Genomic DNA, 11,691 nt, shown 5'->3' on the forward strand with positions numbered 1-11,691 from the left:
ATCAGATTGAACGATTCAATAATACCTTCAGACAACGGGTTTCTCGACTAGTAAGAGAAAGTCTATCATTCTCCAAACAGTTGAACAATCATATTGGAGCGTTTTGGGACTTCATTCATGGCTACAATGCCCATCTGAGCAGGGTTTGAGCCTCACCACTACTTCCACATCACTACCCGAATTTTTTCTGCTGAAAGTGTTGACAGAACTCGTTAGATTCGCTAACCTAGATAAGGTTGAACTCAGACGCGCCCCCATCGTCTAGAGGCCTAGGACACCTCCCTTTCACGGAGGCGACGGGGATTCGAATTCCCCTGGGGGTATATGAAAAACAAGAGAGGTAGTAAGTACTACCTCTCTTGTTTTTTTGTGCCAAACCCCGCTCGGGATAAATCAATTGACTGCAAGCTGGCGCTTGTGCTAAACCTTTTTCATCTGCTCTCTACTCCCTGTGCTCCCTGCTATCTATAACTCCTCAACGCGGCGGCGAATTGCTAGCAGGTTCGATCGCAAATCCTGCCGCAGGCGGCGCTCGACAATTGCTACAGGCATAGTACGCTTGGGCAATACTCGCACTGTATAACAGAGATTTGTGCCTGGATTTTCACATACAAAGTAAGGTTCTAGCAGCCACTTCCCAGAATAAGCTTTTAAATCTCCCTCAACCATGTCGAAATGAATTGCGTGGGGAAATTTTTCTTCTAAATCTAAAACGACTCTGGCAGAAAAGTTGAAACGCAGCAATCGCTGAGTTCCAACTTGCTCTAGGCGAATGCCTCCATGAGGATGAGCTAGCCGCCGACTCACCGCTAAGTTGGGAATAAAATCTGCTAAGGTGTCGTAGGCTGTCAAAACTTGCCACACCTTTTCTACGGGTTGGGAAATCTGAATTTTAGCGGTAATTTGGCGTTGGCGGTGTGCCAATTCTTCTGTTTGTACTTCCACATCCTCGGTTGAAGATGCAGCATCGATGTCTTCGCCATTGGTCTGATCGAGTTCGAAATCGAGATCGGATTCGTCGTACTGTTGAGTCACTGTTCGATGATAATTGAACTTTAGATAGTTAAACTTTAACGAGCAAAGGTCTGTGGTAGGGTGATAGTAAAGCAGGTTGCGTAGGCAGCAGAATCATCAGTCGGATTGCTAGTTACTTCAATATTGCCATTTAAATGCTGTACTAAGCATTTTACTAAAGCGAGTCCCAATCCTGTACCCTGAATGGCTTGCTGTGTCACACCTTGACCGCGCCTAAATTTTTCAAATATATACTTTCTTTCTTCTTCAGAAATACCAGCACCAGTGTTGGTCAGTTGTAAAACAATTTGGTTGAGCTGAAGATCTACTTGATGCGTGACTTGCAAAACTACAGTTGTATCTGGGTGAGAATACTTCCCGGCATTGGTTAAAAGTTCTTGAAGAATGCGATCGAACGCTTCCTCGTCTGTTTGCGCTAGTAGAGAAGATTTTGGGATATCTAACTGAATGCTTAATCCTTTATCTACCCAAGTTTGTTTGAAAGACTGAGATAAGGCTTGCAGTTTAACTTTGAGATCTATAGTTTCTAATTTCAGCGGAGCTTGGTTTGATTCAAGTTGCTGAAGCTTGAGCAAGTTAGCAATCAAGTTGATTTCTCGATCGCACTGTTCTTCTAAAATATCCAAATACTTAGCCTGACGCTCTGGAGTAATTCCTTGTTGCCGTAACATCCGAATTGCCAAACTCATGCTAGTTAGCGGCGTACGTAACTCGTGGCTCATCGTACTGAGAAACTCATCCTTTAACTGATTGAGTTGACGTAGTTGTTCGTTGTGCTTGCGAGTTTTCTCATAAAGTAAACTTTGAACTTCCAGACTGCGCTGGAGTTGTAAAGTTCGGTCGTCTACAAGAGATTGTACCTGACGTAGCGTTTGGTTTTGAATAATTGCCGTCCCAATTTGGGCGCAAACCAACTCTACCAGCGATAATTCTTCTGGATGCCAGTGGCGGTCGCGACAGTGTTGCAAAACTAAAAAGCCTAATACTGTCCCTTGGCTTTCAATCGGTAAAATTAAGGCAGCAGGAAATTGCGAAAAATCAAAAATTGGAGCTAAACAAGATGTTAGCTCGCTCAACTGTGGATCGCTTTGACTGGCGATCGCTACTGGCTGCGGTAAATTCACGAGCGCTTGTTGGCACAACCCGCATTCGGAAAGCCAAAAAGACTGTTCGGCGCTCTTGCCATGATGCTCTCCACAAGTATATGCTTGTACGTCCTGACACCATTCGCTGGCAATTGTTGCTTTAGCTCTAGGTAGTTTTTCTCTGACCCTGTTTCTCAGTTGTGGCTCGACATACTTCAATAACAGAATCGAGCCGCGACTGACTGCCAAAGCTTGAGCTGTACCCGCGATCGCCATTTGCAGCACTTGATTCAGCTCCATCGAGCTGCGGCTAGCGACTGTTAGTTGATTAAGTAAAGCTTTAGTACGAGCAGCTGTCTGGATTTGCCGTTGCAGAGTAGCGACAGACTGGGCTTGGGCGAGGTGAGCGATCGCGATTGATAGCGATGTCATGAGTTGTTGAGCTGCATTTGCGGCTAACTCTCCCCACTGACGGACATCGTAGCAAAGCAAGCTAATAACGCTAGTGAGCTTATTTTGCTCCCAAATCGGAATTTGTAATACTGCTTTAATTGTAGGTGGGAAGTCTTTATCTTCTGTTAACGCTTCATGAGTTAGAGCATGAAGATTGTCAATTGCCAGCAAGCTAGCTTGAGTGGGAATTGTCGCTGCTAACTTTTGGAGTGGCTGAAGGAGCTTTTGCGACGAGACGGAGACTGCTGCATTAAAATACCACGAACCCACTACCGATGTTTCTGTGACTCCAGGGGCAAACGTAATTATACAGCCATCTACTTGAAACACTTCTCCAAGTAATTTGGCAATTTGCGTTAGTGCTGTTTCTGAGTCAGAGTGACTCAATGCGACTTGAAGAATCTGTTGTCCCAGTTGAGCTAAGTCTTCTGCTGGCTGCATTCGTGTGAAGGAGATTTTGGGCGATTGCTCTGGTAAGGATGAGTGTGATGAAACAGAAACATTTTTCATCAATGAGGTGTTTGTAGATGATAACCGGACAACTTCCGTTGATAGCGATTTGAGTGTATCCCTACTCCAGCGGTTGATAGCAGATTTTTTATAAACAGTCCAGTCTTGGCTAACACACTTTCTCACCTTAGATTACTCCTTCCTACTTAGGATGCCCAAATTAGCCAGAGCGCGACCAAGCAGGTACTAAATTTAAAAAAACTTAGATCGACTTCTACCGCAACAGTAAAATTTGTATTTTCGATTATCTAGATTATCTTGCTTCAAAAATCGCTGGATCGGTATTTTCCCTGATTATAAAAGCTGTGAGTCGGAGGTACTCCGCAGATTCCGTTAGGTAATTTCCCTCTATATCTTAAGTATGCCTTCCGTACTATTGAGAAGAAAGAATATACAGCTAATGGGGGGTAGGGGGATGTAAGAGAGCTGAGGGGGACAAGGGAGACAAGGGGGACAAGGGAGACAAGGGGGACAAGAAGGACAAAGAAATAATTTATTTTGACTTTTAGCTTTTGACTTTTGACTTTCCCTAGCCCCTACTCCCTGCTCCCTGCTCCCTTTTTATCCTGCCAAACTTTCCATACTCAAGGGTACTAAGTCGCCGTTGCTGGTAAATCCTAACATCATAGCCTCTTGCGGTTGGATCGTTTGTCCCGTCAAAACGCAGCGTTCCTCTGTTTGTGCTGTCGCTGGAATACTAGCGCGGATATCAGCGCGGGAAAATTTCGGTTTCCAATCACCTGATTTTTGCTGTACGTAATTCCACAGAATATCTCGGATCAAAGCTTGATATCCTTGGTTACCGGATATCTCTTTTAATTTTTCTTTTAATTCCCTCTCTAGACGGATGCTAGTAACTTCCATTTCTGTGGTGGGAATGCGAGTGAGTGTATGCATCATGAATTCTCCTTAAAAGATCTAGACAACTCAGTAATACAAGTGTAGTATCTTTAAAGTAAGGATTAAATAACTATCTGCATTAGGTGTAACTTCAGTGAAAGGTTTAGGCTTCATCTCTCCTCTACTGGCTTGCGCCAACTGTCTCGGCAGTTGGGAATCAGTAGCGATGGCGGTGGAGTCTTTGTTTATGGGTGGTGCAGCCAGATTTTGGCGGCTAGGCGATCGCCTCAGTCAAGCACAACCCGCAAGAATTAACGATAATTTTGGCTATGGAAGCATCGGGCTGCATTCGTCAGAACCACTAACACAACTAGATAGCGGGAGGTACAGGTATAAAACTGTACTGTCATCAGGATAAAACGACTTACAGGAATTTCAGCCCCCGCTTCTGAATTAAGCAGAAACGGGGGTTTTTATTTGGTGTTTTCTACCTAGAAATTTCTCAATACAACATTTTTTATAGGAGGAGTACAGCTGTGATTAGTGCCAGTCAAGTGTTAGAGCAACCTGTGGTCGTGTTTTCGCAAAATTACTTACCCATTAGCCGCATCAACGTCAAGCGTGCGATCGCACTGTTGATGCTGGGTAAAGCTGAAGCACTTGATTTTGGGCAAGAGACAGAATTATTTGTGCGATCGCCCAATTTAGTCATGGCTGTTCCCTCCTATATTCGTCTAACGTTTACCAGTACAGAACGAATTTGGAAGATTCCCCCTGTGAATCGCAGGGAAGTGTTACGAAGAGACAATTACGCTTGTCAATATTGCGGTAATAGCAAGCGCTTGACAATCGATCACGTCATTCCTCTTTCTAAGGGTGGATTACATACGTGGAATAACGTTGTGGCAGCTTGCGAACAATGCAACCAGTATAAAAGCGATCGCACTCCCCAGCAAGCAGGAATGTTACTGCACTCTAAACCTAAAACACCAATTCATCCAACAGTTGCTTTTGCCGAAAAATTCTGGCGCTCGGAGCATCTCCCGCCAGACATAGGAGGAAACTCTATCTCATGCTGAAATTGAATTACACCGAAACTGGTTTTCACTTAGAGCATTTGACTCAATCCTTAGAAGAGTGGGTTGCAATGCGAGCCATATTCGCCCTGCGCGTAGGCGAATCGATTTGCATAGAACCTAGCACAGCTTCATTTCTATTACCTGGCGATTTACCACAGTTGAATTCACTCGCAACCGCGATCGAACGGTACAGTACAGATGAAGTTGCATTAGAAAAGTGCGACGCAGAATATGTAGAAATCTGCTTGCAAGGATTTTGGTTAGCATCCGATGCTGAGAATGCCGCAGGCGTGTTTGTCACGTCTTTGTCTTACACAATCGAGTTGTTATTGTTTCATTTGTGGCAAGAATCTCAAATGAGTGCTGCAATGAGCGATCGCTAAGCAAGTCAAAAGTTAAAAGTCAAAAGAATGTCTGTTTAGGGCGCATGGATTTCTTTGTGCGTCCTATTACTAGTAATTGGTAATGGGTAATTGGTGTTCTTCTTTGCATCTATTTTGTGAATAAACACTTTGCGTCTTTGCGCCTAACGCTACGCTAACGGCTTCGCCTTCGCTATCGCTAACGCCTACGGCTGATGCGCGACACAAAATCACAGCTATTACTGACGCGCGCATACCTATCTTCGATCGGGCGATCGCACCTGGATAAATAAACTATCAGTACTGCCACTATATAATACAGCTTTGTATTATGCACAATCCTAGTTTCTGCAAAGGTTACAGCCAAATTCAAAACAAGTTTCTCCAATCCCTTGACATTAATGTATTACATTTTGTAGTATATGTGTAGTGAGTCGAGAGACAAATCTAATCCAGAAACAATAATGTTTTACATTCAGATAATTAATCCAGGTGGAAAACCTTCAGATTTTCCTGGCGATAAGTTTGATTTTCAATGCGATTGCACGGCATTAGAATCAGCACAAAATAAAAATTCTCGCCGCGCAAAAGCCAAAGCTATTGAAATTGTGCGTAATATACAACAGGTTTATTACTTAGAAAATCGGTGTTGTTTGTAATAGTTAAAAGCTTGTTTTCCGAACCGTGAAAACTGAGTATTAGCGCCTGTGTGAAGAACAGGAGAGCGTTGGTTCGATTCCAACCTGGAGGGTTATCGTTGCCTTATAGCTCAATGGTAGAGCGACTCGCTGTTAACGCGAGGGTTGTAGGTTCGAGTCCTACTGTCTCCATTTGGCGAAAGTTAAAAGTTAAAAGTTAAAATTCAAAACAAAAGATACATGGCAAAAACATTTATGCTGTTAGTAAGAAACAGTATAGCAAAGAAGCAATTAAATTCATTTTTCAATAACTACATTGCTTGGAAAGTAAGACTTAGCTGGATTCAGCAAGTTTAGGTAGATTTTAGCGGTCGATGACACAAAAATATGTACAAAAAGCAAAAAGAACCTAACTTATTAGGTGCTGGCTGGCAACCCCTGAATCGAGATATCGATCTAAATTATCTTTGGGAAACTTGGTCGAATAATCCGTGGGAAGTGTCTCACAAAGCTATGAATGTAATTAGCTATATTGCTGATGCACTCGGTCGAGAACACTATGCTTGGTGGGCAAATTTTTTAAACTTATTCTACGAAACCACGCGAGAAGAAATTGATGAGTTCTGGAACTTCATCACGCCCGAACCACTTACGCCAGATAATCGATATAGAGATAGTTTATCAATTGAGATACCTGTTGTTACGTCGGTGACACGCGATTTAATTCCGATCGAACAAGTTCTGTTAAAACTAGAAGAGATTACTATTTTTAGACTCTTAATTTTTTTAGGTCGTCCAGATCTAATTACGCAGTACAGTAATGGGAAATATTTCTATTACCCACCAGAAAAATTTGTTGAATGGAATAAACTCAAAAGTATTGGTAGTATTTTCGCGTATTGGTCGGAACATGAAATTTGGCTGAGAATCGATCCACTTTATAGTATGGAGCGCGATCGCCGTTATACTATAATGGCAAAGAAACTTGCACCATTGGTAAACAAAGTCACTTACGATCTTGCCGTGATGTTAAGTGGCTACCAAAGCCGAATCGGACAAGTTCACAGCCAATTTGCTATTAATTCTTTTCCGGCTGACGTACAAAGTTTTACTGATGCCGTTCAAGAGAAAGTTTTTACCCAAAACCAATTGGCTGTATTAGTGTATGGTAATCCTGGTACAGGGAAAACAGTTTGGGCGCAAGCCGTAGCAAAAGAAATTCTCGCACCACTAGGATATATTATCTTTATCCTCGACCACGCGGCTGTAGAGAATTTTGTTCCGCCTAGTTATTTAGAACGAGTTTGCATTATTATCAACGAGGCTGATAACTTAGCTCCCGATCGCTCTACAGAAATCGCTCAATCAAATTATAAGACCGAGCGGATTCTCAGCTTACTCGATGGCACGTTATATCAAAGTGTCATTGATGAATCGGGCATTCAGGAGCAACAAAAGTTAGTCGTGTTGATGACCTGTAATACGACAGAAAGATTAGATCCGGCAATGTTACGCAAAGGCAGGATAGATTTGATGTACGAGTTCGCGCACCAATTCGTGTAATTCGATCGCATTTAACTCAATTCTGCTGAGAATTGAGCCGCTTTGTTACCCAACTCGCTAACCCGCTAATAATCGTTCCAGCCATGAGAATACCGATCGCGGGAGTAAAAACAGGTTGCCACAGCTTATACCATAAGTCTAAACCCAAAGGTAAATGCAAGACGTGACCAGCAACTGCGATCGCCAACCAGAAGAAAGCAAAGAGGACGAGAAAAAAATCTGCTACTAGGGCAAGATTTATCCATTTGAGAAATTGCTCTTTCATATCAATTTCATAGATATTTCTTCAACAACAGTCCCAACTTTTCTTGAGTTGCCACAGGCACTTTATTTAGGGGTGTAAGAATAGCATACTTTAAAGCGGAGTGCGCTTCTGAGGTAGGAGGATTTTTAGTCAAGCGCCGTACCGTTTCTTGAATTACCATTTGAGCATTCTTGGCATTACGTTGCAGGTTAGCAATCACCATCTCGACGGTGACGCTATCGTGGTCTGGATGCCAGCAGTCATAGTCTGTTACTAAGGCTAGCGTAGCGTAGGCAATTTCTGCTTCTCTAGCTAACTTTGCTTCTGGTAAGTTGGTCATACCGATAACCGTTGCACCCCAACTGCGGTAAAGGTGGGATTCTGCTTTGGTAGAAAAAGCTGGACCCTCCATGCAAACATAAGTTCCGCCACGATGTAGGGTAACATCTGAGAGATTGAGACTGGCGATCGCCTCAGCTAAAATTCCCGCTAGTCGATCGCATACCGGATCGGCGAAAGCAATATGGGCAACTATTCCCTCACCAAAAAAAGTCGAGATGCGATTTTTCGTGCGATCGATAAATTGATCGGGTACGACCATATCTAAAGGTTTCGCTTCCTCCTTCAAAGAACCAACAGCAGACGCAGAGATGATGTATTCTACGCCTAACTGTTTCATAGCGTAGATATTGGCACGAAAAGGTAATTCTGAAGGTAAAAGCGTATGATTGCGACCGTGACGAGCGAGAAAGGCTACCCGCGTTCCTTCTATGGTTCCCACAATTAATGCATCTGAGGGCGCACCAAAAGGCGTATCAACTTGCAACTCTTCTACATCCTGAAGTGCTTCCATTTTGTAGAGTCCACTGCCTCCAATGATGCCAATTTTTGCCTCTACCACGATTTTCGCTCCACGCAATGCCGCAACGTCAGATTATTCTAAGGCAAATAAGCCACAAAAAACCGCTTCAATCAATTTGCAAGATTGTCAAGCGGCTGACCTCTGGAGTATTTAGCTGTCTCCAATATTTGCAGGATTAAATGATTCCCGGTCCTTTGTGGCGTTGGTCGCCTTCTTCAGTCAGCTTGCCTTGTTCGTCTTCATCTAGTGCTTCGACTGTTTGCTGGCGTTCGGCTTCTTCTGCTTCTTTGATAGCTGTGCGATCGCCTGGAGTTTCATAATACATTTCGGGTTCAACTGCATAGTTATTGGCTAAACCCTCTTGGTCTACAGTAGCACCACCTGTAACATTAAGGCTTTCAGCACCCGCTTGTTCTTCAGCTGTTTCCCGATAATCTTCACCTTCACGATCCATACGAGCTGCTACCTCTGCTGGAATAATGCCCCGATCTGCTGTCGAGGTATCCATCTCGTCATTACGGGTAACTTTTTCTTTAGATCTTGCTTCACTCATGAATTTTTCTCCCAATAGATTTGTTTATTGTTGGGATCAATGTAAAACTTTCCTTTAGCTAGATGGATCTATCTTTTGGAGAGTTTATGTCAAATATAAGATTTGAATATCTCTATCTCAAGATGTAATTTGAGTTACATTCTGCAGTAATCTTTAATAGCTCAAAAACTAAAAAATACAATCTAGCTTAGCTATTTTATGAAGTCACGTCATAGTTTTTGTCTGCTGACTTCTGATTTCTGACCTCTTGTTGTCATATTTGCATCATTTTTATACTGAAAACTAGAAGCAGAATATTGGAGGCAAACAACTATGAAGCATGGAGCATTCTTAAGTTTAGCCTTAACAGCAGTTGTGGGCGCGATCGCCATTCCTATGTTACCTAGCTTTGCCCAAGCGCAAAGTACAACTAGAATTGGCGATCTACAACAACGTGCCAGAGGTACGATTATTTCTGGCGAAGTCGTCAGCGTTGTTGGTAACGATTTCACTCTTAGAGATGGTTCGGGAGAAATTATTGTCGATGCTGGTCCCCGTTGGTGGCGAGAAATTAATCTCAAACCAGGGGAAAAAGTCAGTGTAAGAGGCGAGATCGGCAAAAAAAGCGGCGAGTTTGATGCCTTTTCTATCACTCGTGCTAATGGTTCCACGATTGAAATTCGTTCTGCTGAGGGTCCGCCGCCTTGGGCAGGCAAGCCAAAGCCCGAACGTCTGCCTGCCGCTGCTCAGCCAGTAAAACCGTAAAGTGGTACTGCTGTAAAACTAGAGCGATTGGCAGGAGAAATAAAAGAGCAAATAATAAGGGGTGCAGTTATAGTTTGCACCCCAGTTTTGATATAGAGTTTTAAATTTAGAATTGAACTGTTGTTATATAGCTTCAAGACTCTCAGGCTAGATTTCGGAAAATCTACTTTTGGTTGATGAGGTTTATTTGTGTTTATAGATTACATCACGTTAATGTTGATTAACATGGTCGCTGGGTTGTTTTTACTGGCGTACTATGTCTATGCTGGCTTGGACGATCCCTACCAAAACAAATGGATTCCCGGGTTTGGAATTACGGGCGCGATCGCACTTACCACTGGATTGCACATGACATTAACCTGGACTGTCAGAGGCAGTTTCAATATTGCATTTGGTGAAACGAGCGTTCTGTTTGGCATCCTATTTATTGGTACGTCTATCAGCTTGGCAAAAGGCTGGGAGTTAATTACTCTAGCGATTTATGGTTTCTTTGCTGGGCTAGTCGCAATCTTAGTAGGCGTACGCCTGATAAATTTGGGATTGACGAAACAACCTATCCTCTCAGGCATCGGCTTCATTTTGACGGGATTAGCTGGAGTTTGTGCCGCACCGACACTCTGGTACTTCAAAAATAACCGTTTGTGGCGAATTATTGGAGCAGTCGGATTAATTGCCGCTGCATTAATTTGGGCGCTGACCGGATACATGGCTTATTGGAGTCACTTAGATAGCTTTCAGCAGTGGGTTCCAGCGCCAATGCGGTAGTCTATGCGATTGCCATTGAGACAGACACGAATTTTGTACGGGCGGGTTTTTCAAACAGTTTTGACTCTGATAGATATTTTAGCTAAACCCGCCCCTGCGCATACATAGCTGTCCTACTAGCCAGAAGTAAAGTTCATTGCCACACCATTCATGCAATAACGCTTACCAGTCGGTTTGGGACCATCCTCGAAGACATGACCCAAATGCCCGCCACAGCGACGACAATGGACTTCAACTCTGGTCATAAACAGTGACTTATCTACAGATGTCGCGATCGCACCTTCAATCGGAGTGAAAAAGCTAGGCCACCCAGTACCGCTGTCGAATTTAGTCTCCGATGTAAATAGCGGTAAGCCGCAACCAGCACAGACATATGTACCTTTGCCATATTGCTTGTCTAAGGGACTAGTCCTAGCCCGTTCGGTTCCGTGTTGACGCAGGACGCGAAACTGTTCTGGTGTTAATGTTTTGCGCCACTCTGCCTCAGTTTTTTCGATCTCAAATTCATTATTTGCCGTTGCCATATCGTCCGATCTCCAAGGTAGATAACGCGATAACAGCGCCGTGCCAACTACTGCTGCACTAGCGTGTAAAAAATCTCGTTTTTTCATCATTTATATATTCTGACCGATGATTTGTAGAAGCGCGATCGCACCTCATACACGCTAAGCAAAAACTCTGAGTTCCGGCTGAGATGAAAATTAAAGCCAGCTAAAAATCATTGACTTCTGACTTGCTCCGATCGTTTATCTGTAAAATTGTTGTCAATAGTTCGCAATTAGGTAGTGATGTGGAAGTAGTGGTGAGGCTCAAACCCTGCTCAGATGGGCATTGTAGCCATGAATGAAGTCCCAAAACGCTCCAATATGATTGTTCAACTGTTTGGAGAATGATAGACTTTCTCTTACTAGTCGAGAAACCCGTTGTCTGAAGGTATTATTGAATCGTTCAATCTGAT

General features: G+C 43.3%; 17 protein-coding genes and 1 tRNA gene. 10 read left to right on the forward strand and 8 right to left on the reverse strand.

Annotation, left to right across the window (positions count from 1 at the left end; all coding sequences use genetic code 11):
* On the forward strand, window positions 1-149 hold a 149-nt coding region (locus H6G17_RS30785; RefSeq protein WP_242038694.1), incomplete at its 5' end, for an IS1 family transposase.
* A 101-nt stretch (window positions 150-250) separates the two neighbouring features.
* Window positions 251-323, forward strand: a tRNA-Glu gene (locus tag H6G17_RS30790).
* 142 nt (window positions 324-465) lie between these two features.
* Here H6G17_RS30790 and H6G17_RS30795 read toward each other — a convergent pair.
* Together H6G17_RS30795 and H6G17_RS30800 are read right to left on the reverse strand one after the other, a co-directional pair.
* Window positions 466-1,035 carry an SRPBCC family protein gene (locus tag H6G17_RS30795; protein ID WP_192162314.1) on the reverse strand — a complete coding sequence of 190 codons (570 nt, stop codon included), beginning with the start codon at window positions 1,033-1,035 and terminating at the stop codon, window positions 466-468.
* 35 nt (window positions 1,036-1,070) lie between these two features.
* Window positions 1,071-3,014 (reverse strand): GAF domain-containing sensor histidine kinase, encoded by a 1,944-nt coding sequence (locus H6G17_RS30800; RefSeq protein ID WP_206757193.1) that lies wholly within the window; start codon window positions 3,012-3,014, stop codon window positions 1,071-1,073.
* Between the two features lie 4 nt (window positions 3,015-3,018).
* Between H6G17_RS30800 and H6G17_RS33205 the strand changes: the two genes are divergently transcribed.
* Complete coding sequence (locus H6G17_RS33205; protein ID WP_206757194.1) at window positions 3,019-3,177, forward strand: hypothetical protein; 159 nt, start codon at window positions 3,019-3,021, stop codon at window positions 3,175-3,177.
* 467 nt (window positions 3,178-3,644) lie between these two features.
* Here H6G17_RS33205 and H6G17_RS30805 read toward each other — a convergent pair whose 3' ends face one another.
* Window positions 3,645-3,980 carry a hypothetical protein gene (locus tag H6G17_RS30805; protein WP_039714601.1) on the reverse strand — a complete coding sequence of 112 codons (336 nt, stop codon included), beginning with the start codon at window positions 3,978-3,980 and terminating at the stop codon, window positions 3,645-3,647.
* 97 nt (window positions 3,981-4,077) lie between these two features.
* Here H6G17_RS30805 and H6G17_RS30810 point away from each other — a divergent pair, with 97 nt between their 5' ends.
* The 5 genes from H6G17_RS30810 (at window position 4,078) to H6G17_RS30830 (ending at window position 7,565) form a co-directional block, all read left to right on the forward strand.
* Window positions 4,078-4,341 (forward strand): hypothetical protein, encoded by a 264-nt coding sequence (locus H6G17_RS30810; protein ID WP_192162316.1) that lies wholly within the window; start codon window positions 4,078-4,080, stop codon window positions 4,339-4,341.
* Window positions 4,342-4,459: 118 nt separating this feature from the next.
* Complete coding sequence (locus H6G17_RS30815) at window positions 4,460-5,002, forward strand: HNH endonuclease (RefSeq protein ID WP_192162318.1); 543 nt, start codon at window positions 4,460-4,462, stop codon at window positions 5,000-5,002.
* Entirely contained in the window at window positions 4,996-5,385 is a 390-nt protein-coding gene (locus tag H6G17_RS30820) for an alr0857 family protein (RefSeq protein ID WP_192162320.1), read from the forward strand. Before H6G17_RS30815 ends, H6G17_RS30820 begins: the two co-directional genes overlap by 7 nt.
* 443 nt (window positions 5,386-5,828) lie before the next feature.
* Complete coding sequence (locus H6G17_RS30825; protein WP_192162322.1) at window positions 5,829-6,023, forward strand: hypothetical protein; 195 nt, start codon at window positions 5,829-5,831, stop codon at window positions 6,021-6,023.
* A 366-nt stretch (window positions 6,024-6,389) separates the two neighbouring features.
* The gene (locus H6G17_RS30830; protein WP_192162324.1) at window positions 6,390-7,565 is read left to right on the forward strand and encodes an AAA family ATPase; all 1,176 of its coding nucleotides are present in this window, start codon (window positions 6,390-6,392) and stop codon (window positions 7,563-7,565) included.
* 16 nt (window positions 7,566-7,581) lie between these two features.
* Here the strand turns inward: H6G17_RS30830 and H6G17_RS30835 are convergent, their stop codons facing one another.
* The 3 genes from H6G17_RS30835 to H6G17_RS30845 all read right to left on the reverse strand — a co-directional run bounded on the left by H6G17_RS30835 (window position 7,582) and on the right by H6G17_RS30845 (window position 9,224).
* Complete coding sequence (locus tag H6G17_RS30835; protein ID WP_015156445.1) at window positions 7,582-7,830, reverse strand: hypothetical protein; 249 nt, start codon at window positions 7,828-7,830, stop codon at window positions 7,582-7,584.
* Window positions 7,831-7,837: 7 nt separating this feature from the next.
* Window positions 7,838-8,710 carry an S-methyl-5'-thioadenosine phosphorylase gene (locus H6G17_RS30840; protein ID WP_192162326.1) on the reverse strand — a complete coding sequence of 291 codons (873 nt, stop codon included), beginning with the start codon at window positions 8,708-8,710 and terminating at the stop codon, window positions 7,838-7,840.
* Between the two features lie 136 nt (window positions 8,711-8,846).
* Window positions 8,847-9,224, reverse strand: a complete 378-nt coding sequence (locus H6G17_RS30845) for a hypothetical protein (protein WP_106168905.1) — start codon at window positions 9,222-9,224, stop codon at window positions 8,847-8,849.
* A gap of 312 nt (window positions 9,225-9,536) precedes the next feature.
* On the opposite strand from H6G17_RS30845, the gene H6G17_RS30850 reads away from it, so the two are divergent.
* Window positions 9,537-9,968, forward strand: coding sequence for a NirD/YgiW/YdeI family stress tolerance protein (locus H6G17_RS30850; protein WP_192162328.1), 432 nt, complete (start codon window positions 9,537-9,539; stop codon window positions 9,966-9,968).
* A 189-nt stretch (window positions 9,969-10,157) separates the two neighbouring features.
* Window positions 10,158-10,733: a DUF981 family protein gene (locus tag H6G17_RS30855; protein ID WP_192162329.1), complete on the forward strand. Its 576-nt coding sequence runs from the start codon at window positions 10,158-10,160 to the stop codon at window positions 10,731-10,733.
* Between the two features lie 116 nt (window positions 10,734-10,849).
* Here the strand turns inward: H6G17_RS30855 and msrB are convergent, their stop codons facing one another.
* Window positions 10,850-11,344, reverse strand: coding sequence for a peptide-methionine (R)-S-oxide reductase MsrB (msrB, locus tag H6G17_RS30860; protein WP_192162330.1), 495 nt, complete (start codon window positions 11,342-11,344; stop codon window positions 10,850-10,852).
* A gap of 198 nt (window positions 11,345-11,542) precedes the next feature.
* On the reverse strand, window positions 11,543-11,691 hold a 149-nt coding region (locus H6G17_RS30865), incomplete at its 5' end, for an IS1 family transposase (RefSeq protein WP_242038694.1).

The organism is Chroococcidiopsis sp. [FACHB-1243], assembly GCF_014696895.1.
Taxonomy (GTDB): domain Bacteria; phylum Cyanobacteriota; class Cyanobacteriia; order Cyanobacteriales; family Chroococcidiopsidaceae; genus Chroococcidiopsis.

Bases quoted from the DNA above. Each gene is read 5' to 3' on its own strand.
- H6G17_RS30850 (WP_192162328.1), top strand. From the start codon at position 9,537: ATGAAGCATGGAGCATTCTTAAGTTTAGCCTTAACAGCAGTTGTGGGC.
- H6G17_RS30825 (WP_192162322.1), top strand. From the start codon at position 5,829: ATGTTTTACATTCAGATAATTAATCCAGGTGGAAAACCTTCAGATTTT.
- H6G17_RS30805 (WP_039714601.1), bottom strand. From the start codon at position 3,980: ATGCATACACTCACTCGCATTCCCACCACAGAAATGGAAGTTACTAGC.
- H6G17_RS30800 (WP_206757193.1), bottom strand. From the start codon at position 3,014: ATGCAGCCAGCAGAAGACTTAGCTCAACTGGGACAACAGATTCTTCAA.
- msrB (WP_192162330.1), bottom strand. From the start codon at position 11,344: ATGAAAAAACGAGATTTTTTACACGCTAGTGCAGCAGTAGTTGGCACG.
- H6G17_RS30845 (WP_106168905.1), bottom strand. From the start codon at position 9,224: ATGAGTGAAGCAAGATCTAAAGAAAAAGTTACCCGTAATGACGAGATG.
- H6G17_RS30820 (WP_192162320.1), top strand. From the start codon at position 4,996: ATGCTGAAATTGAATTACACCGAAACTGGTTTTCACTTAGAGCATTTG.
- H6G17_RS30835 (WP_015156445.1), bottom strand. From the start codon at position 7,830: ATGAAAGAGCAATTTCTCAAATGGATAAATCTTGCCCTAGTAGCAGAT.
- H6G17_RS30830 (WP_192162324.1), top strand. From the start codon at position 6,390: ATGTACAAAAAGCAAAAAGAACCTAACTTATTAGGTGCTGGCTGGCAA.